Genomic DNA, 23,191 nt, shown 5'->3' with positions numbered 1-23,191 from the left:
CTCTGATAATCGGTGTTCAGCTCAGGCGCGGTGACCCAGGGTCTGGCCTGCCCCCTGTCTGGGGGAACCTGGCACGATCAGGGCCGGCAGAACAGGCGAGCAGACCAGACCGGAACGGACCAGCGGGCAAGAGCTAGAGTGTATGACCTGCTGAGGTTGCTGCTGGCGCCGGCATCCGCGGTCCACCCTGGCCAGCAGCCGTGTTCAGATGCGACTGCACCTCACGAATGGGGGAGAGTGGCCCGTTGACGGTGTAGTAGCGCGTACCGGCCACAAGTAGCTCTTCGGCGGGGAAGCGCGTAATCACTTCACAGCCGTCCTTCGTCACCACAAGCTGCTCCTCAATGCGGGCCGCCGTCCAGCCGTCGCTGGCGGGCCAGAAGGTCTCGAGCGCGAAGACCATGCCCTCCTCGATGACCTCGGGGTGATCAAAGGAGACCAGGCGACTGAACACCGGCTTCTCCCAGATCGTCAGGCCCACGCCGTGGCCGAACTGCAGCGCGAAAGCCGCCTCCTCATTGGGGAAGCCGAACTCCTCGGCGCGCGGCCAGAGCTTGACGACATCGGCAGTGGTCACGCCCGGCTTAATGGCATTGATGGCCACATCGAGGATCTCGCGGCAACGCTTGTAGGCGTCCACCATCGCTGGCGAGGCACTGCCAACGGCAAAGGTGCGGTAATAACAGGTGCGGTAGCCATTGAAGCTGTGCAGAATGTCAAAATAGGCGGGATCTCCCGGACGCAGCACGCGGTCGCTAAAGACATGCGGGTGAGGACTGCAACGCTCGCCTGAAATGGCGTTGACTCCTTCGACGTGCTCCGAGCCGAGATCGTAGAGGACCTTGCTGACCAGGGCCACGCACTCATTCTCGCGCACACCCGGGCGCATCCAGCGATACAGCTCCTCGTAGGCCGCATCAACCATCATGCAGGCGGTGGTCAAGAGGGTAATCTCATCCTGGGTCTTGATCATGCGCGCCGTCTGCATGAGATTCTGCCCGTCGGCGATGGTAATCCCTTCTTTCTGGAGGGCAAAGAGGACCTGCGGCTCAATGACATCGACCCCCAGCGGCTCATGCAGGAGGCCGCGCTCCTCCAGCTCGCTGCGGATCTTGCGCGCCACATCCTCGGCACGTCCAGAGCCGGGCGCCATCGCCCCGCGCATCGTCGAGATGCCCGCACGCGCCCGCTCTCCCATCCAGGGCGCATAGAGCTGATCATGGCGCGCCGCCGAGCCGAAGGTCCACAGAATCGGCTCGTCATCGCGTGGCAGCAGCGTAAAGCGGAAGAGCTTGTCCATGGCCCAGGTGCCGATGTGGGTCGAGGTAATATAGCGAATGTTGCTCATGTCGAAGCAGAGCAAGGCCCCTAGCTCGGACTCCCTGAGCAATTTTTGCACCCGCGCCAGTCGCTCGCGGCGCAGCCGCTCGTAGTCGACACGCACCTCCCAGTCAACGGCCATCGGTCCATACGTCTTGATCGCCATAGCGAGTTTCTCCTCCCTCAGAGTCGCAGCGCCGCGCCAGGTATTGCCCACCTGGCGCCGCACGCCTACGGATCAACGTCGATCGCGCTGACAAGAAGCTGTAACGACAACGGTCATGCTGAGATGCAGAACATCTTTGACTGGTCGCTTCCCTGCCGTTGACCGCGGATCTCGCCGCAAGCCTATTCATTCCCGCTGAGCAGGCAGGAGCGAGAGAGGGCTGGCAGAGTCTCAGGCTCTTCCACAGAGGGTTTTCGCCATCTCCACGACGGCGGCTGGCGTCGGCACGGTCAGATCCTCCAGAACAGGCGAGAAGGGTACTGGCACATCGAGGGCCCCGAGGCGCTTGACCGGGGCATCGAGATAGTAGAAGGCGCCTTCGCTAATGACGGCGGCAATCTCGGCGGTCACCCCGTAGCTCTGATAGCCCTCGTCGACAACGATCACGCGGCTGGTCTTCTTGGCTGACTCGATCAGCGTCTGCTTGTCCAGGGGCGAGGTTGTGCGCGGATCAATGACCTCAGCGCTGATGCCGAGCTGCTCCAGCTCAGTGGCGGCGGCCAGGGCCACCTGGACCATGCTGCTCGTGGCCACAATGGTCAGGTCGCTTCCCTCGCGCTTGATATCAGCCACGCCGAAGGGAATGGTGTACTCTCCCTCGGGCACCAGCCCCTTGAGCTGGTACATCATCTTGTCCTCAAAGAAGAGGACCGGGTTATCATCGCGAATGGCCGTCTTCAACAAGCCCTTGGCATCGTAGGGCGTTGAAGGCAGCACGACCTTCAGCCCGGGGATATGGCTAAACCAGGCGTGCAGGCTCTGGCTATGCTGGGCCGCCGAGCGGCGCGTGGCCCCGAGCGTTGTGCGCACTACCAGCGGCACCTTGAGCTTGCCGCCAGACATGTAGTGCACCTTAGCCGCCTGATTGACGATCTGGTCCATCGCCAGCGTCAGGAAGTCCCCGAACATGATGTCAACAACGGGCCGCATGCCAGTCATCGCCAGGCCCACGCCGATACCCGTAAAGCCGGCCTCTGAGATGGGAGTATCGATGACTCGCTCCGGTCCAAACTCCTCGACCAGGCCACTGAGTACTTTGAAAGGATTACCGGCTTCGGCGACGTCTTCACCTAAGAGGAGGATACGCGGATCACGGCGCATCTCCTCTGCGAGCGCCTCACGAATGGCCTGCCCGAGCGTGATCTCGCGCCAGCCCTCTGGCGCTTGTGGCACTTGTGGCGCACTTGCTGCGCTTGAGGCACTAGGCATAGACATGCTGGGCCACCTCTTGCGGATCAGGATAGGGAGCCTCCAGAGCAAAGCGCACTCCTGCCTCGATCATGGCACGCACGCGGCGCTCGATCTCAGCAAAGTGGCTGTCCTCGGCCAGTCCCTGCTCGCGCAGCCAGGAGCCGAGGAGCTTCAGGGGATCGCGCTGCGCCTTCCACCACTCTTCTTCTTCGCGGGAACGGTAGTAGCTGCGCTGGATGTCGCCGACATGATGGCCGTAGAAGCGGTAGGTGTTGCACTGGAGATAGGCCGGCCCTTCACCGCGCCGCGCGCGCTCGACGAGGCGCACAGCAGCCGCGTAGACAGCGCGCACGTCCTGTCCATCGACTTCCTCGGTGTGAATGCCGAAAGCCCGGGGGCGGGCCAGCATGTCGCCGGCGGTCGTCTCGCGATTGGGCGTGTACTCGTTGTAGAGATTGTTCTCGCAAACATAGATGACGGGCAGCTGCCAGAGCGCAGCCATGTTCATGGCCTCGTAGAGCAGGCCCTGCCCCAAGGCGCCATCGCCGAAGAAGCAGACCACAACCTGACCGCTGCCCCGCCGCTTGCAGGAGAGGGCAGCCCCGGTGGCGATACCAGCACTGCCTCCGACGATGGCATTGGCTCCCAGGTTGCCGCTTTCCTGATCGGCAATGTGCATAGAGCCGCCCTTGCCGCGACAGTAGCCGGGCTGCTTACCGAGCAGCTCGGCAAACATACGGTCGACGGCGGCGCCCTTGGCGAGACAGTGCCCATGACCACGATGGGTGCTGGTGATGTAGTCGTCGCGGCGCAGAGCCGCGCAGACCCCAACGGCCACCGCCTCTTCGCCGCTGTACAGGTGGGCCAGGCCCGGCATTTTGGCGCTCATATATAGCTCGTTCACCTGCTCTTCAAAGAGGCGTATGGTGAGCATCTGCTCGTAGAGACTCAGCCAAAATTGTCGCTCGCGCGCCCGGCTGGCTTCGTCAAGCGCCAGCGGACGCCCTTCGGATGAGGTGAGGTGCTCTGAGACCATCGTTGTGCTTCTCCCGCTCCTGACTGATGCGGCGTTCTCACTCAGCGCCCCGGCTGGCCCGCGGGCCTCACTGGCGACGCGGCTCCCCGGACATTGCTGCCCGGCCAGCCATTGTAGCCTGATGAGAGGACAATAGGATGAGTATATCTCATCAGCGATGACGAACAGTCTCAGCGCAGGGAGGAGCAACGGCCCGCCCCCCTCGACAGCCAGGCCAGGCCGTTTGGCCCGCTAAACTGCCAGGGGGGTCACCCCAGCAGAGGCGCTCATCAATTGCTGCGCCTAGCCGCGGTTGGCCGTCTCCAGATCCTGGCGGACCTGGTGCAGGTGCTCCTGCATGGCAATGCGGGCGGCTTCGGCGTCGCGGCGGCTCACCGCTTCCAGAATGCGCTTGTGATGATATTGGGCCCGCTCCATTGCTCCACCGATGCGCGAGATATGTTTGCGCTGCTCGCTGAGCAGATCGACGATCGAGTCGACAAAGGTCAGGATCAGGCGATTGCCCGAGGCTGTGGCGAGCGTGCGATGAAAGTCGTTGTCGGCGGCAATGTAGGCCTCGACATCGTGGAGACTGGCATCCATCTGCTCAACAACCGCGCGCAGGCGCGCAAGATGCTCTTCGCTCGCCCGTGCCGCCGCCAGGGCGGCAATGCCCGGCTCAAGTAGCTCCCGTAGCTCGACCAGATTGGCATAACCGTCCTCGCGCCCAACACGCACCATTAGCTCTAAGGTCTGCTGCATGGCGCGCGAGGTGGCATTGATGACGATGGTGCCGCGTCCCGGTCGCATGTCGACCAGCCCCCGTTGAGCCAGCGTCTTCATGGCTTCTCGGACCGCCGTCCGGCTCGCCCCAAATTGCTCGCTTAGTTCGCGCTCGCTCGGTAGACGATCGCCGCTGCGCAGTTCGCCTCGCAGAATACGCTCCTCGATCTGTTCCGCAATCTGTTCGAACAGCTTGCTGGATTGAATAGGTGTGTACAATCCTTTCTCCGCTGCTGCCAGGATCTTTACCTGGTCAGAGACCAGATGGTATGTTTATCATACCAATGATTATAGTATAATCAGACCGGCTGTCTTTGACAACCCTTTGGCACGGTGCTTCTGTTTGCCGCTCCCCAGTTCACCAAGACGAGACGGCCTGGCGAAAGTCGTGAGAGAGGGGAACTGGCTGGCTGGCTGGCAGAGACAGTAGCGCCGGGTTGCCAGGTTGGAGTAGAACTATCTAGCAGCAAGGCGCGGAGCGCGCTCTATCAACTCTACTGTAGAGGAGGGTATTGACAGCGATGGCAAATCTGGGTTTCGTTGGTCTTGGAGCTATGGGTGGGCGCATTGCCTACCGCTTGCTGCAAGCCGGGCACATACTCACCGGCTACAATCGCACTCGCGAGAAGGCGCGCTGGTTGCTGAAGGCCGGCATGCGCTGGGGAGAGAGTCCGGCGGCGGTGGCCCAGGCCGCCGACATTATTTTCAGCATGGTGGCAGACACAGCGGCCTTGCAGGCCATCACCGAGGGGCCACAGGGCCTGTTGGCTGGCCTGGGTCCTGGCAAGATCTACGTTGATATGAGCACAGTCAGCCCTTCGGTCAGCCGCGCCCTGGCGGCCCGCGTCGCTGAGCGTGGCGCCCACATGCTCGACGCTCCCGTTTCAGGAAGCACGGTGACGGTCGAACAGGGCCGGCTGGCGATCATGGTCGGTGGCGATCAGGCCGTTTTCGAACAGGTTCGACCGGTGCTGCTCGACATCGGTCCGAAAGTCAACTATGTTGGTCCCAACGGGCAGGCTGTGCTGATGAAAATCGCCATCAATCTCAGCCTGCCGGTGCAGTTCCTGGCCTTCAGCGAGGGCTTGCTGCTGGCCGAGAAGGGGGGCATTCCACGCGAGACGGCTTTTCGTGTCTGGATGGAGAGCGTCGTGGCCTCGCCGGCGATGCAATACCGCGCTCCGTTTGTGCTTGAGCGTCCAGCGGAGGCGCTCTTTTCGGTCAATATGATGCAGAAAGATCTGCTGCTGGCTCAGGAGCTGGGTCGCGAGGTCGATGTGCCGCTGCCGTCGGTTGCCCTGGCCAACGAGCTGCTGACAGCGGCGCGGGCTTTGGGTCTGGGCCAGGAGGATTTTGCGGTACTCTTCGATGTGCTGGCCCATATGGCGGGCGTACCTGGCTCTCCCAGTGCGGACCAGCAGTCGTCGTCAGGCAGACAAGACAAGACCAGGGCGACAGGACCAGAACAAGGCTAAACGGGCCAGCGCCACGGACGAGAGAAGCTAAATCAGGACGGGCATAGCCAGCTCTCCTGCCTGTGCGACAAGAAGCGCCGTGACCTGGGCCAGAGCTTGCTTACAAGGTCACGAAGGCGAGGAAAAAGGGCCGCTCTAGCTGGGAGCTGGCTGGCCTCGGCCAGGGTACGGTGACGAGATCGACGAGCCAGAGGTCGTCGGTACAGTGCCGAGCAGGTACTGCATGACATGAGCCAGGGCCAGGACGTCCTCGGCATTGTAACCCATGAGCGTCTCAACTGGTAGAGGTTCGCCGTAGGTCCGATATTCCTCATAGAGCAGGCCGGCCTCAAAGCCATCGAGATCGCCGCTGAAACGGAAGCCGCACCAGACGGCGACCTCCTTGAGCGACCAGCTCGCCAGCGGAAGCACCAGGATCTTTTTGAGCGCTTGCAACAGGTCGAGCTTGGGCAGAGATCTCCAGCGCGGCAGGAGCGATGGCGCCCAGCGGGCAAGGCCCGCCTCGATGGAGCGTTCGTCGAAGCGGCGACCGCTCCAGGAGCAGAGCGTCGCGCCTGGATGGGCCTCCACATAAGCCAGGAAGTCTCTGTACATAGCCTGACGGCGGCCTGGATGCTCTTCGGGGACGGCCCACTGACGCAGGGTCTGGCCATCGAAGGTGCCAATGAGCCACGGCTCCGGGGTTCCCAGTTGAAGAGGATCACAGGAGGCGAGGCCGGTCTCAACGTCGTAGAAGAGGAGCGGCGAGGGCAGCTGCGGCGCCTTCAGCCAGATGGCACAGTTCTCCTGACAAGCGCGCAGGTAGCTGTCCAGCACCAGGCGACGCTGAGGGCCGAACTGGATGGCTTTGAGCACTTCGAGCGGGGCCGTACGCAGTTCTTCCAGGCGCGTGATGCCGTAGGCCGCTAACCGCGCGGCGCGCCGGGGGCCGATATGTGGTCCGCGCAGACGGGCGGGTGGCTCCAGCCAGGTCACTGTCGGCAGGGCCGCGGTGGCCTCCAGCTCGATCAGAGCGGCGCGCGCCAGCTCGGGATTGACGTCATCTGAGGCCCCATTGACCACCAGCGCCTCGCCCAGGAGGGCCGTCTTGCCGCCTCGTGAGTGGCAATGTCCACAGAGAACCAGGGCCGGCTGCTGAGTGAAGACAAACTCCTTGAGGGCCTCCGAGCCGAGACGGCTGAAGCCGAAGCGAATACCGATGTCGAGACGGCAGCCCGCCGGCGGGGTGTGCGAGACTACAACCAGGCGTCTCGCCGCCTCGCCCAGGCGCTGGCGCGCCTGATCCAGGTGAGCACGCACCTCGCTCTCGGGATGGAGAATCTTGCCGATGCTGTTGCGTTCTCCGTCACAAATGGCTCCTTCGATGCCGATAAAGCCAACGTCTTCAATGAGGAGTGGCTCGGCGTGGAGATCATGCACGCCGCGTGCGTGCAGCACGAGGCGGTCTTCCGGCCCGCAATCGTTGCCGATGACGCCCAGCAGGCCGTAGCGGGCATAGCTGGCCAGCTGACTGAAGTAATTGCGCCCAGAAGAGACCTGGAAACGCCGCACATCATCGCCGCCATAGACGATCACATCAACGGGCGCTACGGAGCGTAGCAGTTGCTCAGCCAGCTCCAGCTCCTGGATACGCCAATCAGAGAAGAAGAAGATGCGCATAGCACGAAGCTCCGCTCTGCTCTCTCCAGGTGATAGGTTTCTTTCTGCCCAGCCGCCCGCGATCCGGGCCATCCCTGTTCCGCTTGCAGAGCGACCCTGGCAAACTGGACATTCTGCATAGGCAGACGCAGGAGCCGGCAGATTTTTGATGATGAGGTGTTCCTACAGCCGAGGGACGTTCAAGGAGGGCCGGATGTCGTTAAGGGTTGGCTTTCTGAGAGAAAGGTGCTATAGTTAGCAGCACGAAAGAACCAGGCTACTAGCGGTGAGTCTGGTCGGTGCCGGTCCTTCATGAAGGATGAGGCGAGAGTCACTTCGTCCTGGCCGGGACCCCCGATAGAGAGGTTAACGGAGGATGCGACGCCATGCTGAGGAGAATCACCCTTATTGCTCTCGTGCTGGGGCTGACCTTGAATCTGCTCGCCGGCGGCCTCTCGCTCTTTAATCCGGAGCGGTCACTGAGTCTCCTCTTCTCCTTCTTCTTCTTCTTTACGACCGCCGTGCTGACCTATGGCCTCGCTCTAGCGCTGGCCATGGTTATGGTGCTGCTCCGGCTGATCACTGGCTGGCGCCTTCTCTATGGCCGGCGCGCCCGCTTCCTGGCTACAGACCGCTATAACGAACGACTGCTTTGGCGCTTCTTCGCTCAACGACTGGTTCTCATTGTCTGTATTGCTCTTATACCTCTTATAATCAATTTTCTACTAAGGTATCAGGCAGAAATGAGCATTGAAACCAATATGTCCCTCACCATGCTCATTTTACCGGCCATTATTTGTATCATCCTGCTCATTGAGAGAACCTCTCCCCCGCGGACGGCGGCGACCACGCCAGACCCCAGCACAGCAGGCGGCCAACAGCGTGGATCAGGGAGCTAGCTCAGCGAGCCTCCAAACGCTGACGAGCAATCTCCTCGGCAGTGGATACACCCACCGTCTCGCTGATAAGCAAGGTATCGACCCACTTCACACTTGTATAGCACTTGCCGCCAGGGACGAGCAGCCGCCACGGAGCCCCATGCTCGCGCGAGAGGGGGGCGCTATTGAGACGATCGCAAAGCAGGGCCTGCCCGGCCTCTTCAAGAGTTAGCCAGACGGTGTAGCCACCGGAGCAGACGGCCACTGCGCGCGCCGTGGGCAAGGGCCGGGCCAGATCGAGCAGGCTGCACAAACGCCAGCCCTCCCAGGTCAGGGCGGGCACGGTCCAGCCCTCCTCACACGAGAAAGGAGCTTGCCAGGTCTGGCGAGGGAGATGGGCCAGGTCCGCCACCTCTAGCTCCAGGGTATGGGCAACGCAGCCGCAGATGCGTAATTTTCTCTTGATCTCCTCAGCCGCGTCCCCCAGCGGGTGAGACGGCAGGGTGGAAAGCTGCTGCGGCGCTTCTTTTTTTTGTTGCATCGTTCTGCTCCTGAACAGTGGAGAGCTGTGCTCTTACGAGTTATAGCACGCGGCGAGATAGCAGGCAAGGCTATCTTCGCCTCCTTCTGATCGGAGGCTGGGAGAGTTAGCAACCAGGCGCTATTTTTCAATAGAGAGACACACTGATACTATTTGAAATCTCTTGACAATAAGCGCAGACAATTGTACACTCCTCAATAGAAAAGTATCAATTTCAAGTGTGTCGGGACGGGTCAATTTTTCAGTGCGAAATAATGGTGTACCATTACGGACGGCATGGCCCTCGAGCCTGGTTACGCCGCTGGCAGCGTCGCTATTGGCGGCCCCCGCCGCCGACGCCAGCCAGAGAGGAGAGACAGGCCCTACCAGCAATCCTGCCACTGCGACTCAACGTGCGTGTCTGGCAACTCACAGAAAGGATCATCGTCATCATGATTGACTTCAACTTCCAGGACGAACCTGAAGCACTGGAACCTGTCAACTTGCCCCACCTGCCAGGGATTTCTGACAGTGGCATTCCTCCCACTCTTCACAACCGACTTTGTTTGCGCGCCGCACAAGAGTTGCGGCGATTGGCTCAAGAGACCGCAACCCGTCATCATTACTTTTACCTCAATCGCTCAGCCCTCCGACGGCAAGCTGATCAGATTGCGACAGAAGAACTCGGCAAATCTATACCAGAAACGAGGCTGAGCACCAAGGCTTATCTGGAACTGCAAGAGAGTGCCGTGAATTTCTACGTCAAAGAATTCACAAACAGTGTGATCTCGGAGAGACGTAATGCAATATTTGTCGATGAAGAGCAGTATGCTCTGGCCAAGAGGGCCAAGGAGGAAAGAGATCGCTACCGCGCTGCTAAAGATCCTTATCAACGCGATCTGGCTGTCATAGCAGTACTACAGATTCTTCAAACAAAATGTGATCAAAAACTATCTGATGACCAGCTAGATCAAATTCATCGAAATGCGGACTGGTATGAACGGGTCATCCACGAGGATATAGAGATCATCGAGTGGCCTCCAGCCGAGGGACCCTTTCGTCACGAGCGCAACAACGACATGGGGGACTGAGCTTGCCGGCAGGATCAGCCGCCAGCTTGGGCGCCTCTCTGGTGCTCTGCCTGGTTTCAAGGGGAGCAGGCAGCAGCGCCTTTTGATTGCGCTGCTGATCCTGAAGTTCCTGGCGTTGCTCACCCTGATTGGGCTTGTCTGCTACCTGATTCTGCGCTAGGCGCCTCCCGACGGGCAGGAGCTGGGCCACGCTGGCGACTGTGGATGGACTGGCCCAGCCCCCAGAGCCTCAGCCAGCGCGCTCGCTGCCCGGCAAGGCACAGCTCCCGTCGGCGCAAGGCTGTTCTTGGTCCAGGCTCTGCCCGTCGTCGGCGCTGGCAGCAGCCACCACCTGCGGCTGTTCCCGAGCGCTCTCGCGCCAGGCCCGTTCCAGCACCTGACGCAATAGTGAGACTGGCTGTGCGCCCGAGACCGCATAGCGTCCAGCGAAGAGGAAGAAGGGCACACCCTGCACGCCCAGCTCGTGAGCGCGCCGCTCATCATCACGCACCGCCTCAGCATAGGCCGAGCTTTGCAACACAAGCTCTATCTCCTCCTCTGGCAGACCCACCTCCGTTGCCAGGCGCCGCAGCGTCTCTGGCTCACTCAACGCTGCCCCCTCGCCGAAGTAGGCGCGAAAGAGGCGCTCGGCCAGCTCCTGAGTTCGTCCGTGTGCAGCGGCCAGATGGAGTAAGCGGTGAGCATCGAAGGTATTGCTATAACGCGCCTGCTCCAGACGGAAGGTCAGGCCCTCCTGGGCAGCCAGGGCACTGACACGCGCATTCATAGCCTCGGCCTCGGCCAGGGAGACACCATACTTACGCGCCAGCATCGCACTGACGCCCTCACGGGCCTCATACGGCGCCAGCGGATCAAGCTGAAAGCTACGCCAGACCAGCCTGACACGCTCGCGCTGGGGAAAGTCTGTCAGCGCTTTCTCCAGGCGCCGCTTGCCGATATAGCACCAGGGACAAACAAGGTCCGACCAGATCTCAATCTCCATGATACTCGCCTCGCTCCGCGATGGCCAGCTGGACCCCCAGCGCCCGTCCCAGAGCGAACTGACCGACAGGGCGCCGCGAGCCAGCCAGCTAGCTTTATGCGGACAGACTCAGGCATCCTCAGGCATCCTGCGAGGCTGTCTGTGGCCTGCGACTAATAACAATACCAATTGCCACTACGATGAGTGCAGCCAGGGCCAGCCCAATAAAGAGCACTGTCTCTCGCTGGCCGATGCCAAGCAGGGCATCGAGTGCATAGTTGCCCGGCCCTGTGAGACCGATGACGATGCTCACCAGCATCAGAAGTAGACTATATTCATAGCCACCGCGCTGCATCCAGAAGCCGTTGCGCCAGTGGCTCTTGAAGGTCGCCATTGCCATCGCGCCCGCCATGCCTGCCGCTCCTACAGCAGTGAGGAAACCTAGCGCCACCGCCAGACCACCCCCTACTTCCCCCAGAATAGCGAGCGTCACCCAGAGCCAGGCCGGCTGCAGGCCCTGACGCGCGAAGTTCTCGCGCGTGCGCGCCAGTCCCGCCCCGCCAAACCAGCCAAAAAGCTTCTGCAGTCCATGCCCGGTCAGCGTTAAACCAGCCCCGAGACGCAGGATAAGCAGCCCCAGGCTCAGGGTTGTTGACATGAGAAGACCACTCCTTTCCTTTCTATTGCCGACCCGCTCCGGGAAGAGGCTTCTCTCTTCCCCGGCAGCGATGCCTATCTTTTCTTTCTGTATGAAAGTAAGAGTATCATAGAAAGTTCCTATCGTCAAGGATGTTGCTTTTCTATTTATAGTATGATATACTAGTAGCCATGAAGAGAGCTGAGCGAGAACAGCCGGCGGCGAGGCCGGAGGCCTGTAACGCAACAACCCCAATGGGGCGAGCCATTCGCCTGGTCGGCGATGTCTGCATCCTGCTGATCATCATCAATCTCTTGTCGGGGCCGCGGCGCTTCAGCGAGCTGCTGGAGCAGCTAGGCCACATCAGTTCGCGCACCCTGACCCAACGCCTCCGCTTGCTAGAGGAACTGGGCTTTGTCGAGCGGCGCGCCTTCCTAGAGATTCCGCCGCGCGTCGAATATCATCTGACGCCCACAGGCCAGGAGTTCGGCCAGGTCATTGCCGCGATTGAGGAGTTCGCGCGCAAGAATCTCGCCGATCCTCTGCCAGCCTCTTCCTGCGGCACACTGTGCTCCGCCTCATCCTCGGCATCCGCTGACCAGTCCCCCATCAGCAGGTCCGTCACCGCCCCTCTCTGTGGCGAGAACGATGCCTTTGCAGGGACAAGTGAAGAAGCAGAAAACTGAACGAGAAAGAGCCTTTCTCCCCTTGAACAGTCACTAAAGAGATCTACCGTCTAAGAGAGGCACTTGCGTGCGGTAGAGGTCATCATAGCCGGCGCTCCAGGCCAGCTGCTACCTTCCGCTCTGCCAGGGCCAGGCCCTCGGCCTCGCGGAGGGTCTGCTCTAGCTCCGTGATGAAGTCCTGGTCCGTGAGCAGCTGGCCCTGCTGTTCTTGCCGCTCATCCCAGACCTGTTCGAAGAAGGTGGTGTCCCGACCTGGTAGCCTCCGGTTCAGAGGTGAGATTGTGAGCCCGGCGAAGAAATAGATTGCCAGGCGACGATGTTTCATAAAAGGGGAGGGGAAAAGAGACCAGGTAGACAGCGGAGCCAGCATGAGGAGCGAGTGACGACGGCTTGCAGGCAAGAGCCAGACACTGCCTGCATAGCATTTAACCTGTGAACTCCTCGTGCGTATCTCTTGAGTGGAGGAGAGAAAAAGGCCGGCAGGCAGACGACCTACGTGAGCCGGAGAGAGGAGTGGATTAGCCAGAGGAACGTCCGCCGGGCGCTAGCAGCAGCTCCGAGCGAGTCTTCAGCTAGCTGATTGCCTCCTGGTCTGCCTGCCGGTCCTCTAGCTGGTCGGAGGAAAGAGGCACGACAGCCACAGAAAGGCTGGCCGTCGCGAGTACCCCGAGAGGGCGGGGTAGAACAAAAAGGCAAGCGACGCTTACACAGCGAGGAGGGTGAACAGTATGCATCATCATCATCATGGTTGGGGCTGGGGTGGCCCCGTCTTCTTCCCCTTCGGCTTCGGTTTCGGCGGTGGGTTGTTCGGTGACCTGCTAGCGGGCGGCCTGGGCTATATGCTTGGCCGCTGGCAGGGACGCAATCAGCCGTATCAGGGCTACCCGCCATACTATCAGCAGGGCTATGGTTATCCACCCTATCAGGCGCCGACGCAGAATCCTGGCACCCCGACGGATGCCCGCCTGGCCCAGCTCCAGTTGTTGGAACGACTGCGCGCTTCGGGCGCTCTGACAGAGGCCGAGTTTGAGGCAGAGAAGCAGCGCATTCTGAGCGGCTACTGATGCCTCCTCGGATCAAGGGAGACCAGCAGCTCTCAGGCTCCTGGGAGGATAGCAGGAAAGAAAGAATCGAGCCAGTGAGCTAGCTTACTGGCCCCTTCCTCTCCCTCACAAGGGAGTAGAGGCGCTCCATACGAAGTGGCTGCTTGTCTGATCGCTAACAGGCAGCCACGGCGTATGGAGCGCCTTTTTGTGGCAATGGCCATCCTTCTTCCGAGGGTTCCCTTAGATTAGAGAGAGCAACCGAGAAGTGCCTCTGGCAACGTTTTTTTCATGGATAGGTCCAGACACTTGCCCCATAGGGGCCTCAGCATGCACTTGCACTCTATGCCTGATGTCTGACCAGACTACTTATCTTTCATTGGCACTGAGATCGTTACGGAGGGTTCCCAGGTCAACGACCCCCGGCTCAAGCCAGGGGCTTGCCCGCAGCCTCGTCGGCCCGGGCTTCCGGGCTGGTTGACAGCAGCCCACTGCCCCGCAGGACAGGACAGCGATCTCGAATATTACGGGCCGCATTGATATCGGCATGCTCCTGGAACCCACAGTGGGGACAGGTGAAGCGATGCCGGCGACGCGTTCCGCGTTGGCCGCAGTGGGAACAGAGCTGGCTGGTGTAAGCCGGGTTCACCTCTGCCACGCGCAACCCCTTCTCCTGCGCCTGCTGCTCGGTCCAGCGGCGGATCAGTCCCCGCTGCCAGAGTGCTAACCGGCGCCGCAGTGCTCGCCCCCGGATGTGTTCTTGCTGAGGCTGAGGGACCTGCAGCCGTTCAAAGACCAGTACCGCCTGCGGTGGTGCCCACTCCACCAGGCGCTTCGCTACTGTCTGCGCAAAGGTCTGGGTGCGGTGCCGTTGCCGGTGGCCAGGCCGTTGCAGCACCCGCCGGACACTTCTCGTGTCCCGGTGCTGTGCCTTGTGGGCCGCCAGCTTCCGCTGCAACCGCGTCCGCGTCTTCGCCGTGCGCCGATTGCGTACCTTCACCGCTTTCCCGCTGACAAAGAGGACCCGCTCCTGTCCATCCACGGCCACCAGCGCATTCGTCTCGTTCAGATCAATCCCCCCGACGGCCTCGGTCTTCGGGCATGCCATCGGGAGATCAGGTACCTCCAGCGTGATGGTGAGTCGCCCGATCAGCTTCCCACCTCGTTCCAGCACGGTGAGGCTGTCCATCGTTTTCGCCTGCGTCAGCCGCTGCTGAAAGGCCTCCGGGACCTGGTACGGGAGACGCTTGCGTCCGGCGACGGTCCAGATCGAGAGAGAGCCATCGGGGCGCAGACGGGCATCGCGTCCTCGTGGCCCGATCAGGAACAGCGCCCGTCGGCGTCGAAACTGGAACGGATGCTGTGGGGGACGGCGGTTGCTCTGGGCACTCTGGTAGGCGGCGGCCACCAGGCGGATGGCGCTACAGGTCATCACGGGAGCGCATGCCAAAACAGTGCTTGATCAGCTGATCAGCAGCCAGGCCTGGCCGGCGCCCCAATACGCCATCGTGAACAACTGCGCTCTCCTCACTGAAGACATCTCCACGATCACCGATTGGAACGCCTATATCGCCATCATGCAGCAGCTTTGCTAAACGGCTGGCACGGTCTCAGGGCACCCATCTGGTCACTCCTGCAGGACCCTTGCCCTGAGACCGCGCCAGATACCTGTCTGCCTGTCAGGCCCCTGCCTCCTTTCTGCCAGCCCCCCCATTGTGGGGGAGCTTTTCCGCCTCCAGCACCTTAACATAGAAAAGAGAAGGAAAGGACGAGAGCGATGTCCCCCGTGGCAGACCTGCCCTCGCCGGGGATAGCCCGGCTGTACCACAGCAGTGCAGTCTTCTCCTATTAACTCAATAAAATATATAACGATATGGAAGCATTAATTTCTGAAATTTTCCCTCTTAACAGGGAGGCTCTGCCTCCTCTTGTTGGTTACCTGCTGGATCTGACGACCCACGATGACCCGGCCATGATTGGCGGCAAGCTGGCCTATGATCTGCGCCGGCGCACCGGGGGCCACTGGTTCTGGAGTCGCAGCAGCCGGCACCTGGTCAGCGACCAGCTCTGCACTGCAGAGCAGCTGAAGCAGCTCTGTCGAGACCTCTGGTCCACGCCGAGCGGCGTTTTTGGTGGCCTGCGTACGATCCAGCTCGAGGAGCAATGGCAGGCTGGGCCAGGCGAGCAAGCCGACTATGTAGCGCTTGGCCTAGCCGACGAACTGGCGGAAGAGTTAAAACAGGCCCTGCAGCCCTTCCACGAGGAGCTGCCACCGGCGCTTCAGATCTGGCGTATCTACCACCTGCGTGGCTGGCTGGTCCAGGGGGAACCAGCCATCTCGCTCTCGGTCAGTTCCCAGCCGGTGCTGAAGCAGGACCTGTGGTCGTTCTGTCAAAGCTTTTCCTGGCAAACACTGAGCGAGCTAGAGGAACACATTCGCGATCTGCGCGTCAAGGCCAAAGAGGGAGACCTCTGCGGCTCCATTGCTCGCGTGACAGGGAAGGTCGCTACGGAGCGTCAGCGACTGCTGGCCCTGGCGACGCGAGAGCCTTCGCGGCGGCGTCTAGAGCAAGCCAGAGATGAGGAGGCCGTGGTCTTAGTAGCCACGGCGAGCGGCAAAGGGTACGAATATCCGCTGAGCGGGCTGCGCATTGTGGTACAGCCAGGAGATTATGAGCGCCTGGGCCTGAACGGCTGCCAGGTCCATAGCCGCCTGCACCTCTCGCCCGCCAGGCGCGCTGCGATGATCCGCTCGCTGTCGCAGCCTCTGCAGCAGCGCAAACTGATCAAGTCCGCGGCCTACAGCACGCAGCGGACGCCGAGGCTCTTCCAGCATGGTACCGACCTGGGTTTTGTTCCTCGGCTCCGCGTTGGCCAGGATCAGATCATCGAGCACAAGGACAGCGGGGAAGTCATAACGGGCTTAAAGCGCTACGGCTTCTATCGCCCAGCGCCCTCGCTGGCTGACAGGAGAACTCTGCGCCTTGGCCTTGTCTCAACAAGAGATCTACGCAAAGAAGAGGCGGCGAGCTTTGCTCGGCTTCTGGGGAAGGCTTTCAAGCTCTTCCAGGCACCCGTGCAATTCTCTCTGAAGCGGCTCCCCCATAACAGCAAGGAGGCCTTGGAGCAGGTCATCGCCTCCCTTCGGGAGGAGCGCGCCGTCGATGCGCTGCTGGCTTTCTTCCCCGATCGGGAGGCACAGCCTTCGCCCCGAGAGGAAGCCAGCCAGAAGCCCTGGACCCTCTACCACCATTTCAAGGCCCTCACGGTTGGCAACGACATCCCCAGTCAGGTGGTTCTCTTCTCGACTCTGAAAGAGCGGGTCTTTGCCGCAGCTAACATCGCTTTGGGTCTCTTGAGCAAGATGGGTGGCATCCCCTATGTGCTTGCCGAGCCTCTCCCTTATGCCGATGTCATCGTTGGCATCGATATCGCTCGGCGCCTCAAAACGTCGCTGCCGGGCAGCGTGAACCTAACAGCTCAGACGAGAATTTTTCAAAACGATGGCCAGCTGCTTCAGTACCGGATCGCCGATGCGGTCATCGATGGCGAGACTATTCCCAGTCAAGTTTTGCAACAGCTCTTTCCGAAGGCCCTCTTCGCTGGCAAGCGGGTGCTGATCCAGCGCGATGGTCCCTATCGCGGACGCGAGAAACAGGATCTTCAGGAGTGGGCTCAACGCATTGGAGCGACGTTCTTGCTGGTCGAGGTCATCAAGCAGGGAGCTCCGCGACTCTATGGCTTCCAACCGGCTCCAGGCCGAGCCGCCGTGGCACCATCAGGCAGCCATCGCCCAGCTTCTTCCTCTCGTCAGCAACTGGAGGGGATTACTTTGCCCTCAAAGGGTAGCGCTATGCTCCTGAGCGACTACGAGGCCCTGCTTGTTTCAACCCTGCCACCCTCGTCGGCAGCCACCCCGGAGCCGCTGCATATCCGTAGCGAGCCGCCTTTCCCTCTCAAGGAGGCCCTGCATTCAGTGCTCGCCTTGACCTTACTGCACGCCGGCTCGCTACGTCCTCCACGGCTGCCGATTAGCATTCACTATAGTGATGAGCTGGGTGGGCTGGCACTGGTTGGCATTCGTCCGCAGCGGGCTGAGGGTACGTTGCCTTTCTGGCTTTGAACCTGAGCCGGGCAGGTGTGTCCGCCAACACGGACGAGCGCCAGGGAGGCAGGCCCTTCGTAGGGAAGGGACACCCTCCCTGGCAGGCAGGGACGCTGTGATCAGTCAGCGCCCCGGGGCCTGCCAGATCTGCACTGTGCCATCCCTCCCCCCGGAGGCGATCCACTGGCCATTTGGCGCCCAGGCCACCGCCTGGACGAGATCGCGGTGCCCTCGATAGCTCAGGGCCAGCCGCTGGCGCCCCACCTCCCAGACCTGCACCTCCGCCCCCTGGCCGGCTGTCACCAGATAGCGGCTGTCCGGCGACCACGCCAGGCTATGGGGATAGACCACCAGCCCTGACCTGCCCAGGTCCACCAGAAAGCGCCCTTCCAGCTCCAGAAGCTGGCGCCCCGTCTCAACCTCACGCACGATGATCAGCACCGGCAGGGGCAGGGCCGAGCCTGCGCACCTGACCATGTCCCACCCCACCATATAGGCAAGAGCGCGACCATCCGGCGACCAGGCTGCCGCAATAGCCTGCCCCTGCTCAGGGAAATGCTGCCGGGATTGGCCCGTGGCCGCCTCCCAGAACTGCACCGCATGCATGCGCCCCGCCGAGGCAATCGTCTGACCGTCCGGCGACCAGGCCACAATATAGGAGGGCTGACCACCCGGCAGCGGCTGCGGTGGGTAGGCCGCCAGCATCCGACCGCTGCTCCGCTCAATCACGACCACCTGGGCCTTGCCTGCCACCGCCAACCGAGAGCCATCCGGGGACCAGGCAAAGCTGTGATGAGAAATAGCGGTCCCTGCGCCCAGACTCGCAGCACAGTGGACCAGGCAGCTACCGTTGGTCAGCTGCAGCACTTGCAGGAGGCCACGCGACAGCCCGAGGAAACTTACAAGAGAGGAGCCAGAGACAAACCAGCCAAACACGCTGATGGCATCAACGGCCTTATTCTGGTAGAGCACAAGCGTCTTGCGACTGCTCATATCGCAGACCCGCAGGTCTGGAATTTCGCCCGCCGTGCAGTAAGCCAGCAGACGATTGTCAGGAGACCAGGCCAGATCTGCGACGGCCACCCCTGCCGGGGTCCGAAAGGTCGCCAGCGTTGCCTCTGATGTGATCGAGAGCCGAGCCAGCGAAGAAGGGGTCATGATTGCTATCGCCCTATCTACCCCAGCGGGAGCCGACGCCGGCTGGCACCGGCAGCCTCGTATGCCAGCACCCTCCCGCCATGGCGTCGACCCCGCCAGAGTACCCTTCATTCCCTGATCATCGCAGGCAACGCAAAGGCTGCCGCTATTCATAGGGGAACCCTCCACAGGACACAGGAAAGCGTTGCAATCGCTGTCGGGTCGCTGCGCTGGTAACTGCCCCGTCGGGCTGACCCTGGGAAGCTACCAGTCAGACCCGCCCCTTTGCTTGGCTATTACTCGTGGTAGAGGTACGTCAGCGGTTGACCTGGTCTGGCCCAGGGTTGCAGTAACCGGGCCCAGCCCGTTGAAGGAAGAGCCAGCGCTGGCCCGCAACCCGCGGCTTCTCGGAGCGCCCAGGGCGGAACGCTATCCACATCGCCGGCCAGGCCATGCATCGCGGTAGGTGGAATGAGAGAACAGCGGCTGTCTGCACAGTGCACCGGGAGGCTGGCAGAGGCTGCACCATTCCCCTCGCATAAGCGAGATAGAGGGGGAAGAGTAGCCATTTTCATTGAACTCGACTCTCCATGCGATCTTTCATTAGTTTCTTAAAAAAGGGTTATTTCGCCGACTCAGCAATGAGTTTGTAAGAAGAAACATCGGAGTTAGATCTTTTTCCTGTACGAAAGGTAGCTGCCAGAGGGCGATCTCGCCAGGTCGTAGTTCACACGAGAAAAGTGACGCAGTTCACAAAGCCCCCGGCAGGGACTACCCTCACGCTATGCCCAGGGGAAGGCTCAGCCAGCCATTGCAGCGTAAGAGCACGCGCAGCATCACCAGTTCTGTGCTATAATGTCTCTCAAAATGCCTGTCCCTCTGGGATACTGCAGACAGCCAACAGCTACTGCTCTTTGCAAGGACATGTACATGTATTTAGATCAATCCTTACGGGAGTATCTCAATGATCTCTCTTCCTCACAACCAACACCCGGGGGCGGCTCCGCTGCGGCGCTGAGTGGAGCGATGGGTGCGGCCCTTGCCAGTATGGTCACTCGACTCACCATTGGCAAAAGCGGCTACGCTGACGTACAAGATGAGATTGAAGAGATTCTACAAAAGACTGAGGAATTGCGCGAGCGATTCCAACAACTCATACAAGAGGATATTGACGCCTACGAGCGGCTTGCCATGAGTTTCCGGCTTCCCAAGGGGAGCAGCGAAGAGAACGAGGCTCGCAGCCGTGCCATTCAGGTGCGGCTTCATGAGGCGGCCCTGGTGCCGCTGGAAGTAGCCGAGCGAGCGGCGGAGCTGATGCACTTCTGCGTGCGCCTGGCCCAGATCGGCAACAAGAATGTCCGCAGCGACATCGCCGCGGGGGCCGCCCTGGTGATGAGTGCGGCCCAGGGGGCAGCGTGGATGGTGCGCGTCAACCTGCGCTCTCTCAAAAACCAGCAACTGGTCGAGCAGCTGCAAGGGCGCCTGGAGGCAGCCCTGCAGCAAGTGGAGGCAGGCCAGAGCGACGTGGCGCGCCTGGTAGGAGGGACTTTGTGAGTGCGACAATTCTCGATGGGCGCGCCCTCAGTGCCGAGATTCGGGGCGAGCTGCGCACTGAGGTCGCTCGCTTCCGTGAGCAGCAGGGCTACCCACCCGGTCTGGTGATTGTGCGTGTGGGCGGCGATGCTGCCTCGGGAGTTTATACCAAGGCTATCCTGCGCATCGCCGGAGAGATCGGTGTGCAGGCACGACTAGAGGAGCTACCTGCTCTGACCAGCGCCGACGAGCTGCGCGCCCTGCTGCTTCAGCTCAATGGGGACCAGCGCACCCACGGCATCATTGTGCAGATGCCCCTGCCTGCCCACCTCTCGCAGAAGATGGTCGCCGATACGGTGGCACCGGCGAAGGATATCGATGGCATCAGCCCTGGCAGCGCCGGCAATCTCTTCCTGGGCCTGCCCAGCTTCCTGCCTTCGACCGCTGCCGCTGTCGTGGAGATTCTCGATCGCCATCGGATACCACTGGCAGGCAAGCGTGTGGTAATCTTGGGGCGCAGCAATGTGGTGGGCAAGCCGCTGGCGCTGATGCTCTTGCAGCGTAATGCCACGGTAAGTGTCTGCCATTCGCGTACACGCGATCTGACAGCCCTGACGCGCCAGGCCGATGTGTTGATCGCCGCCGTCGGACGCCCGCGCCTGGTGACTGCCGAGATGGTGCGCCCGGGAGCGGTGGTCATCGATGTAGGGATCAATGCCTTACCGGAAGGGGGCATCGTGGGCGATGTGGACTTTGAGGCAGTACGTGAGGTTGCTGCGGCCATCACCCCAACGCCGGGTGGCGTCGGTCCGTTGACCAATGTCATGCTGCTCAAACAGTGCGTCCGCGCCGCCTGGCTGGCCAGCGGACTGGCGGAAGAGGCGCCGGATCTCTCCATCCCTCAGTTTTAGCTGGGGGAACGTTGCTTCGCCTCTTCGCCTGCTGGCCCCCAGGACCCCGGTACGGCGAAGAGGGGGGGAGGGGCAGCCGCACCCAGGAGGGCAAATAAGTAGTGCGGTGCCCCTCACGCAACGTGCTATGGTTCACCAGCAGCGATCATCTGGGAGCTGATGACCTCAAAAGCCTGTACCCAGGCATCTTGCATGGCCGGCGTGAAACGCGGCCCGAGAAAGTCGCTAAAGGTGGCGAGCAGGGCCTGCCCAACCAGGGGATAGTGCTCAGGCTGCACACCATAGCGGTAATGGCGCTCACCCAGCTTGCGCAGCACCGGCACAAGGTTCTCTCCACGCTCAACGCCGGCGACGACTGCGGCAAGGGTGGCCATGAGGGCGCTCTCCTGACGCCGCATGTCGGTGCTGGCAAAGAGCGGGCGCGTTTGGGGATAGGTCGTAAAAAGGCGCTCATAGAACTGACGCGCAAAAGCCTCTTTCTGAGGAGCAATTAGCTCAAAGCTTTCCTTGAGCAGGGGCGCATTCATAAAGACGTCGCCTCTCTCCCTTTCTTCTCTCTCTTTCCTTCTTTCACACCGCGTACGGCACTGATGGTGCCCTACTCTGGCTCACCTCGCCACTCTGCGGCTCTCCCCAGCCAGCTTGAACGTTCGCTGCCAACAGGCAGGACCCCTGGCACCCTTGCTTGTTGATCTCGCTCGCTGCGCTGCAATGGTCAGTAATGTGGGCGCTCTTGTGAAGTATGCCTAATTTGTTTCTCTGGTTATACAGTATCACTTTCTTTTTTCCCTGTAAATGAGTAGAATATCTAATTCTATCCCTAAGTATTTGGGCACTGTGTACAATTTTCCTCACGGCGCGGTCCGCGCCTTCAACACTGTATAGACCTATGTCTATATGAACAAGATCGCCTCTTGCCTCCGGCTCGCCACTCAGCTATACTGGTAGAAGGTGGTCAGGCCATTGCCTCCGCCCCAGAGGGGTTAGCGGCTTCGCCTCCCGCCCCATGTATGTTGTTCTCCTCCTTTCCCATCAGGCCCCAATCCAAGACCTCCCCAAAGCAACAGGAGATCTCACGATGGTTCGTACTCTTCCCAATCCCCTGAACGTGGCTCTCAGCAGCCTGACGCGCCGTCCCGCCCTTGTCCTCAGCGTTGCCGACCGTGTCCTGCACTATGCTCCCTACCAGACCCCTGGCACGCCCGAGAGCTGGCATGATGCCTGCCTTGCCAGCGATGGCAGCATCGTGCGCGTCCGCCTGGCGGGGGCCAGCTCTTTTCTGAACGGGACTTTCCAGGTCCAGCGCATCAGCGATCCTGCCCAGGCCAGCCAGTGGGCCACCAGCGCCTGGGTGACGCTACCGGGTGCCAGTGGGGTTATGAATCAGGACGGTGGTTGCGCCATTGCCAACTGTGGTGGTCTGCTGCGAGCTTTCGCTCAGCGCGGCAGCAGCGGCAGCCAGCTCTGGGTCTGGACCTCAGCCAATAACGGTCTGAGCTGGAGCGGCCCGACAACTGTGCTTTCCCCACCGAGCAACGCCCTGATCAAAGGTATTGCCTGCGCTGGCACCAACGATGTCTTTTTTCTCTACGACGTCATTGGTGGCGAAGCCCTCGGTTGCTCCTTTTTCAACGGCGCTGGCTGGTCCAGTCTGCAGAGCTGGTCGCTGCCCCCGCTGGGAGCCAGCGGGGGCCTGGCCGCTGCCTGCACCGGCACGCTCTATACGCTGATTTATTCGGATAACTATTCACTGAGCACCTGCACCTTCAACGCCGCCAATGGACAGTCAACGACCCCTGGCTTCAAGCCAGGGGCTTGCCCGTAGCCTCATCGGCCCGGGCTTCGGGGCTGGTTGACAGCAGCCCACTGCCCCGCAGGACAGTACAGCGTGCACGCGCTCGAATGTTGCGCGCTGCATTGATGTCGGCATGCTCCTCGGCCCCGCAGTGTGGGCAGGCGAAGCGATGCCGGCGACGGGTTCCTCGCTGGCCACAGCGTGAACAGAGCTGGCTCGTGTAAGCCGGGTTCACCTCTGCCACGC

23 protein-coding genes are annotated in these 23,191 nt (G+C 61.3%); 10 read left to right on the top strand and 13 right to left on the bottom strand.

The window, feature by feature from the left end:
• Nucleotides 1-133 precede the first annotated feature (133 nt).
• The 4 genes from A4R35_RS22985 to A4R35_RS22970 all read right to left on the bottom strand — a co-directional run bounded on the left by A4R35_RS22985 (nucleotide 134) and on the right by A4R35_RS22970 (nucleotide 4,754).
• Nucleotides 134-1,486, bottom strand: a complete 1,353-nt coding sequence (locus A4R35_RS22985; protein ID WP_112433651.1) for a M24 family metallopeptidase — start codon at nucleotides 1,484-1,486, stop codon at nucleotides 134-136.
• A 231-nt stretch (nucleotides 1,487-1,717) separates the two neighbouring features.
• Nucleotides 1,718-2,755 (bottom strand): alpha-ketoacid dehydrogenase subunit beta, encoded by a 1,038-nt coding sequence (locus A4R35_RS22980; RefSeq protein WP_112433649.1) that lies wholly within the window; start codon nucleotides 2,753-2,755, stop codon nucleotides 1,718-1,720.
• On the bottom strand, nucleotides 2,748-3,773 hold the full coding sequence (locus tag A4R35_RS22975; RefSeq protein WP_112433647.1) for a thiamine pyrophosphate-dependent dehydrogenase E1 component subunit alpha: 1,026 nt from the start codon (nucleotides 3,771-3,773) through the stop codon (nucleotides 2,748-2,750). Before A4R35_RS22975 ends, A4R35_RS22980 begins: the two co-directional genes overlap by 8 nt.
• 282 nt (nucleotides 3,774-4,055) lie before the next feature.
• On the bottom strand, nucleotides 4,056-4,754 hold the full coding sequence (locus tag A4R35_RS22970; RefSeq protein WP_112433645.1) for a FadR/GntR family transcriptional regulator: 699 nt from the start codon (nucleotides 4,752-4,754) through the stop codon (nucleotides 4,056-4,058).
• Between the two features lie 302 nt (nucleotides 4,755-5,056).
• Here A4R35_RS22970 and A4R35_RS22965 point away from each other — a divergent pair, with 302 nt between their 5' ends.
• Nucleotides 5,057-6,010 carry an NAD(P)-dependent oxidoreductase gene (locus A4R35_RS22965; protein ID WP_112433643.1) on the top strand — a complete coding sequence of 318 codons (954 nt, stop codon included), beginning with the start codon at nucleotides 5,057-5,059 and terminating at the stop codon, nucleotides 6,008-6,010.
• Between the two features lie 135 nt (nucleotides 6,011-6,145).
• Here A4R35_RS22965 and A4R35_RS22960 read toward each other — a convergent pair whose 3' ends face one another.
• Nucleotides 6,146-7,669 (bottom strand): ribonuclease H-like domain-containing protein, encoded by a 1,524-nt coding sequence (locus A4R35_RS22960; RefSeq protein WP_189362227.1) that lies wholly within the window; start codon nucleotides 7,667-7,669, stop codon nucleotides 6,146-6,148.
• Between the two features lie 365 nt (nucleotides 7,670-8,034).
• On the opposite strand from A4R35_RS22960, the gene A4R35_RS22955 reads away from it, so the two are divergent.
• Complete coding sequence (locus A4R35_RS22955; RefSeq protein WP_112433639.1) at nucleotides 8,035-8,547, top strand: hypothetical protein; 513 nt, start codon at nucleotides 8,035-8,037, stop codon at nucleotides 8,545-8,547.
• A 1-nt stretch (nucleotide 8,548) separates the two neighbouring features.
• Here the strand turns inward: A4R35_RS22955 and A4R35_RS22950 are convergent, their stop codons facing one another.
• Nucleotides 8,549-9,067, bottom strand: a complete 519-nt coding sequence (locus A4R35_RS22950; protein ID WP_112433637.1) for a molybdopterin-dependent oxidoreductase — start codon at nucleotides 9,065-9,067, stop codon at nucleotides 8,549-8,551.
• Between the two features lie 431 nt (nucleotides 9,068-9,498).
• Between A4R35_RS22950 and A4R35_RS22945 the strand changes: the two genes are divergently transcribed.
• Nucleotides 9,499-10,137, top strand: a complete 639-nt coding sequence (locus A4R35_RS22945; protein WP_112433635.1) for a hypothetical protein — start codon at nucleotides 9,499-9,501, stop codon at nucleotides 10,135-10,137.
• Between the two features lie 229 nt (nucleotides 10,138-10,366).
• On the opposite strand, the gene A4R35_RS22940 is transcribed toward A4R35_RS22945, so the two are convergent.
• Entirely contained in the window at nucleotides 10,367-11,119 is a 753-nt protein-coding gene (locus A4R35_RS22940) for a DsbA family oxidoreductase (RefSeq protein WP_112433633.1), read from the bottom strand.
• Between the two features lie 118 nt (nucleotides 11,120-11,237).
• Nucleotides 11,238-11,756: a DoxX family protein gene (locus A4R35_RS22935; protein ID WP_112433631.1), complete on the bottom strand. Its 519-nt coding sequence runs from the start codon at nucleotides 11,754-11,756 to the stop codon at nucleotides 11,238-11,240.
• Between the two features lie 170 nt (nucleotides 11,757-11,926).
• On the opposite strand from A4R35_RS22935, the gene A4R35_RS22930 reads away from it, so the two are divergent.
• Nucleotides 11,927-12,421, top strand: coding sequence for a winged helix-turn-helix transcriptional regulator (locus A4R35_RS22930; RefSeq protein WP_223258457.1), 495 nt, complete (start codon nucleotides 11,927-11,929; stop codon nucleotides 12,419-12,421).
• Nucleotides 12,422-12,503: 82 nt separating this feature from the next.
• Here the strand turns inward: A4R35_RS22930 and A4R35_RS22925 are convergent, their stop codons facing one another.
• Complete coding sequence (locus tag A4R35_RS22925; protein ID WP_146747312.1) at nucleotides 12,504-12,821, bottom strand: hypothetical protein; 318 nt, start codon at nucleotides 12,819-12,821, stop codon at nucleotides 12,504-12,506.
• Between the two features lie 328 nt (nucleotides 12,822-13,149).
• Here A4R35_RS22925 and A4R35_RS22920 point away from each other — a divergent pair, with 328 nt between their 5' ends.
• The gene (locus A4R35_RS22920) at nucleotides 13,150-13,485 is read left to right on the top strand and encodes an SHOCT domain-containing protein (protein WP_223258456.1); all 336 of its coding nucleotides are present in this window, start codon (nucleotides 13,150-13,152) and stop codon (nucleotides 13,483-13,485) included.
• A gap of 406 nt (nucleotides 13,486-13,891) precedes the next feature.
• Here A4R35_RS22920 and A4R35_RS22915 read toward each other — a convergent pair whose 3' ends face one another.
• Nucleotides 13,892-14,896 carry an RNA-guided endonuclease InsQ/TnpB family protein gene (locus A4R35_RS22915; protein WP_112433625.1) on the bottom strand — a complete coding sequence of 335 codons (1,005 nt, stop codon included), beginning with the start codon at nucleotides 14,894-14,896 and terminating at the stop codon, nucleotides 13,892-13,894.
• A 22-nt stretch (nucleotides 14,897-14,918) separates the two neighbouring features.
• Between A4R35_RS22915 and A4R35_RS24455 the strand changes: the two genes are divergently transcribed.
• Nucleotides 14,919-15,059: a hypothetical protein gene (locus A4R35_RS24455; RefSeq protein WP_189362225.1), complete on the top strand. Its 141-nt coding sequence runs from the start codon at nucleotides 14,919-14,921 to the stop codon at nucleotides 15,057-15,059.
• A 278-nt stretch (nucleotides 15,060-15,337) separates the two neighbouring features.
• On the top strand, nucleotides 15,338-17,587 hold the full coding sequence (locus tag A4R35_RS22905; protein WP_112433621.1) for a Piwi domain-containing protein: 2,250 nt from the start codon (nucleotides 15,338-15,340) through the stop codon (nucleotides 17,585-17,587).
• A 105-nt stretch (nucleotides 17,588-17,692) separates the two neighbouring features.
• On the opposite strand, the gene A4R35_RS22900 is transcribed toward A4R35_RS22905, so the two are convergent.
• Entirely contained in the window at nucleotides 17,693-18,727 is a 1,035-nt protein-coding gene (locus tag A4R35_RS22900) for a WD40 repeat domain-containing protein (protein ID WP_189362223.1), read from the bottom strand.
• A gap of 909 nt (nucleotides 18,728-19,636) precedes the next feature.
• Here A4R35_RS22900 and A4R35_RS22895 point away from each other — a divergent pair.
• Nucleotides 19,637-20,260 (top strand): cyclodeaminase/cyclohydrolase family protein, encoded by a 624-nt coding sequence (locus tag A4R35_RS22895; protein ID WP_189362221.1) that lies wholly within the window; start codon nucleotides 19,637-19,639, stop codon nucleotides 20,258-20,260.
• A complete protein-coding gene (locus tag A4R35_RS22890) occupies nucleotides 20,257-21,150 on the top strand; it encodes a bifunctional 5,10-methylenetetrahydrofolate dehydrogenase/5,10-methenyltetrahydrofolate cyclohydrolase (RefSeq protein ID WP_112433615.1) in 894 nt (297 codons plus the stop codon). Before A4R35_RS22895 ends, A4R35_RS22890 begins: the two co-directional genes overlap by 4 nt.
• Before the next feature lie 125 nt (nucleotides 21,151-21,275).
• Here the strand turns inward: A4R35_RS22890 and A4R35_RS22885 are convergent, their stop codons facing one another.
• Nucleotides 21,276-21,677: a globin family protein gene (locus A4R35_RS22885; RefSeq protein WP_112433613.1), complete on the bottom strand. Its 402-nt coding sequence runs from the start codon at nucleotides 21,675-21,677 to the stop codon at nucleotides 21,276-21,278.
• Between the two features lie 551 nt (nucleotides 21,678-22,228).
• On the opposite strand from A4R35_RS22885, the gene A4R35_RS22880 reads away from it, so the two are divergent.
• A complete protein-coding gene (locus tag A4R35_RS22880; protein WP_112433611.1) occupies nucleotides 22,229-22,975 on the top strand; it encodes a hypothetical protein in 747 nt (248 codons plus the stop codon).
• Here the strand turns inward: A4R35_RS22880 and A4R35_RS22875 are convergent.
• Nucleotides 22,953-23,191 (bottom strand): zinc ribbon domain-containing protein (locus A4R35_RS22875; RefSeq protein ID WP_223258455.1); only part of this gene is annotated, 239 nt, incomplete at its 5' end. The genes A4R35_RS22880 and A4R35_RS22875 overlap by 23 nt on opposite strands.

This window comes from Thermogemmatispora tikiterensis (assembly GCF_003268475.1).
In the GTDB taxonomy this organism is placed as follows: domain Bacteria; phylum Chloroflexota; class Ktedonobacteria; order Ktedonobacterales; family Ktedonobacteraceae; genus Thermogemmatispora; species Thermogemmatispora tikiterensis.
Note: the sequence above shows the minus strand (reverse complement) of the source record. Positions and strands in the feature narration are given on the sequence as shown.

What these genes read in the sequence shown, in the direction of transcription:
- A4R35_RS22895 (WP_189362221.1), top strand. Translation starts at nt 19,637, where the DNA reads ATGTATTTAGATCAATCCTTACGGGAGTATCTCAATGATCTCTCTTCC.
- A4R35_RS22985 (WP_112433651.1), bottom strand. Translation starts at nt 1,486, where the DNA reads ATGGCGATCAAGACGTATGGACCGATGGCCGTTGACTGGGAGGTGCGT.
- A4R35_RS22975 (WP_112433647.1), bottom strand. Translation starts at nt 3,773, where the DNA reads ATGGTCTCAGAGCACCTCACCTCATCCGAAGGGCGTCCGCTGGCGCTT.
- A4R35_RS22915 (WP_112433625.1), bottom strand. Translation starts at nt 14,896, where the DNA reads ATGACCTGTAGCGCCATCCGCCTGGTGGCCGCCGCCTACCAGAGTGCC.
- A4R35_RS22885 (WP_112433613.1), bottom strand. Translation starts at nt 21,677, where the DNA reads ATGAATGCGCCCCTGCTCAAGGAAAGCTTTGAGCTAATTGCTCCTCAG.
- A4R35_RS22980 (WP_112433649.1), bottom strand. Translation starts at nt 2,755, where the DNA reads ATGCCTAGTGCCTCAAGCGCAGCAAGTGCGCCACAAGTGCCACAAGCG.
- A4R35_RS22905 (WP_112433621.1), top strand. Translation starts at nt 15,338, where the DNA reads ATGGAAGCATTAATTTCTGAAATTTTCCCTCTTAACAGGGAGGCTCTG.
- A4R35_RS22920 (WP_223258456.1), top strand. Translation starts at nt 13,150, where the DNA reads ATGCATCATCATCATCATGGTTGGGGCTGGGGTGGCCCCGTCTTCTTC.
- A4R35_RS22940 (WP_112433633.1), bottom strand. Translation starts at nt 11,119, where the DNA reads ATGGAGATTGAGATCTGGTCGGACCTTGTTTGTCCCTGGTGCTATATC.
- A4R35_RS22900 (WP_189362223.1), bottom strand. Translation starts at nt 18,727, where the DNA reads ATGACCCCTTCTTCGCTGGCTCGGCTCTCGATCACATCAGAGGCAACG.
- A4R35_RS22960 (WP_189362227.1), bottom strand. Translation starts at nt 7,669, where the DNA reads ATGCGCATCTTCTTCTTCTCTGATTGGCGTATCCAGGAGCTGGAGCTG.
- A4R35_RS22935 (WP_112433631.1), bottom strand. Translation starts at nt 11,756, where the DNA reads ATGTCAACAACCCTGAGCCTGGGGCTGCTTATCCTGCGTCTCGGGGCT.
- A4R35_RS22965 (WP_112433643.1), top strand. Translation starts at nt 5,057, where the DNA reads ATGGCAAATCTGGGTTTCGTTGGTCTTGGAGCTATGGGTGGGCGCATT.
- A4R35_RS22950 (WP_112433637.1), bottom strand. Translation starts at nt 9,067, where the DNA reads ATGCAACAAAAAAAAGAAGCGCCGCAGCAGCTTTCCACCCTGCCGTCT.
- A4R35_RS22880 (WP_112433611.1), top strand. Translation starts at nt 22,229, where the DNA reads ATGGTTCGTACTCTTCCCAATCCCCTGAACGTGGCTCTCAGCAGCCTG.
- A4R35_RS22955 (WP_112433639.1), top strand. Translation starts at nt 8,035, where the DNA reads ATGCTGAGGAGAATCACCCTTATTGCTCTCGTGCTGGGGCTGACCTTG.
- A4R35_RS22930 (WP_223258457.1), top strand. Translation starts at nt 11,927, where the DNA reads ATGAAGAGAGCTGAGCGAGAACAGCCGGCGGCGAGGCCGGAGGCCTGT.
- A4R35_RS22945 (WP_112433635.1), top strand. Translation starts at nt 9,499, where the DNA reads ATGATTGACTTCAACTTCCAGGACGAACCTGAAGCACTGGAACCTGTC.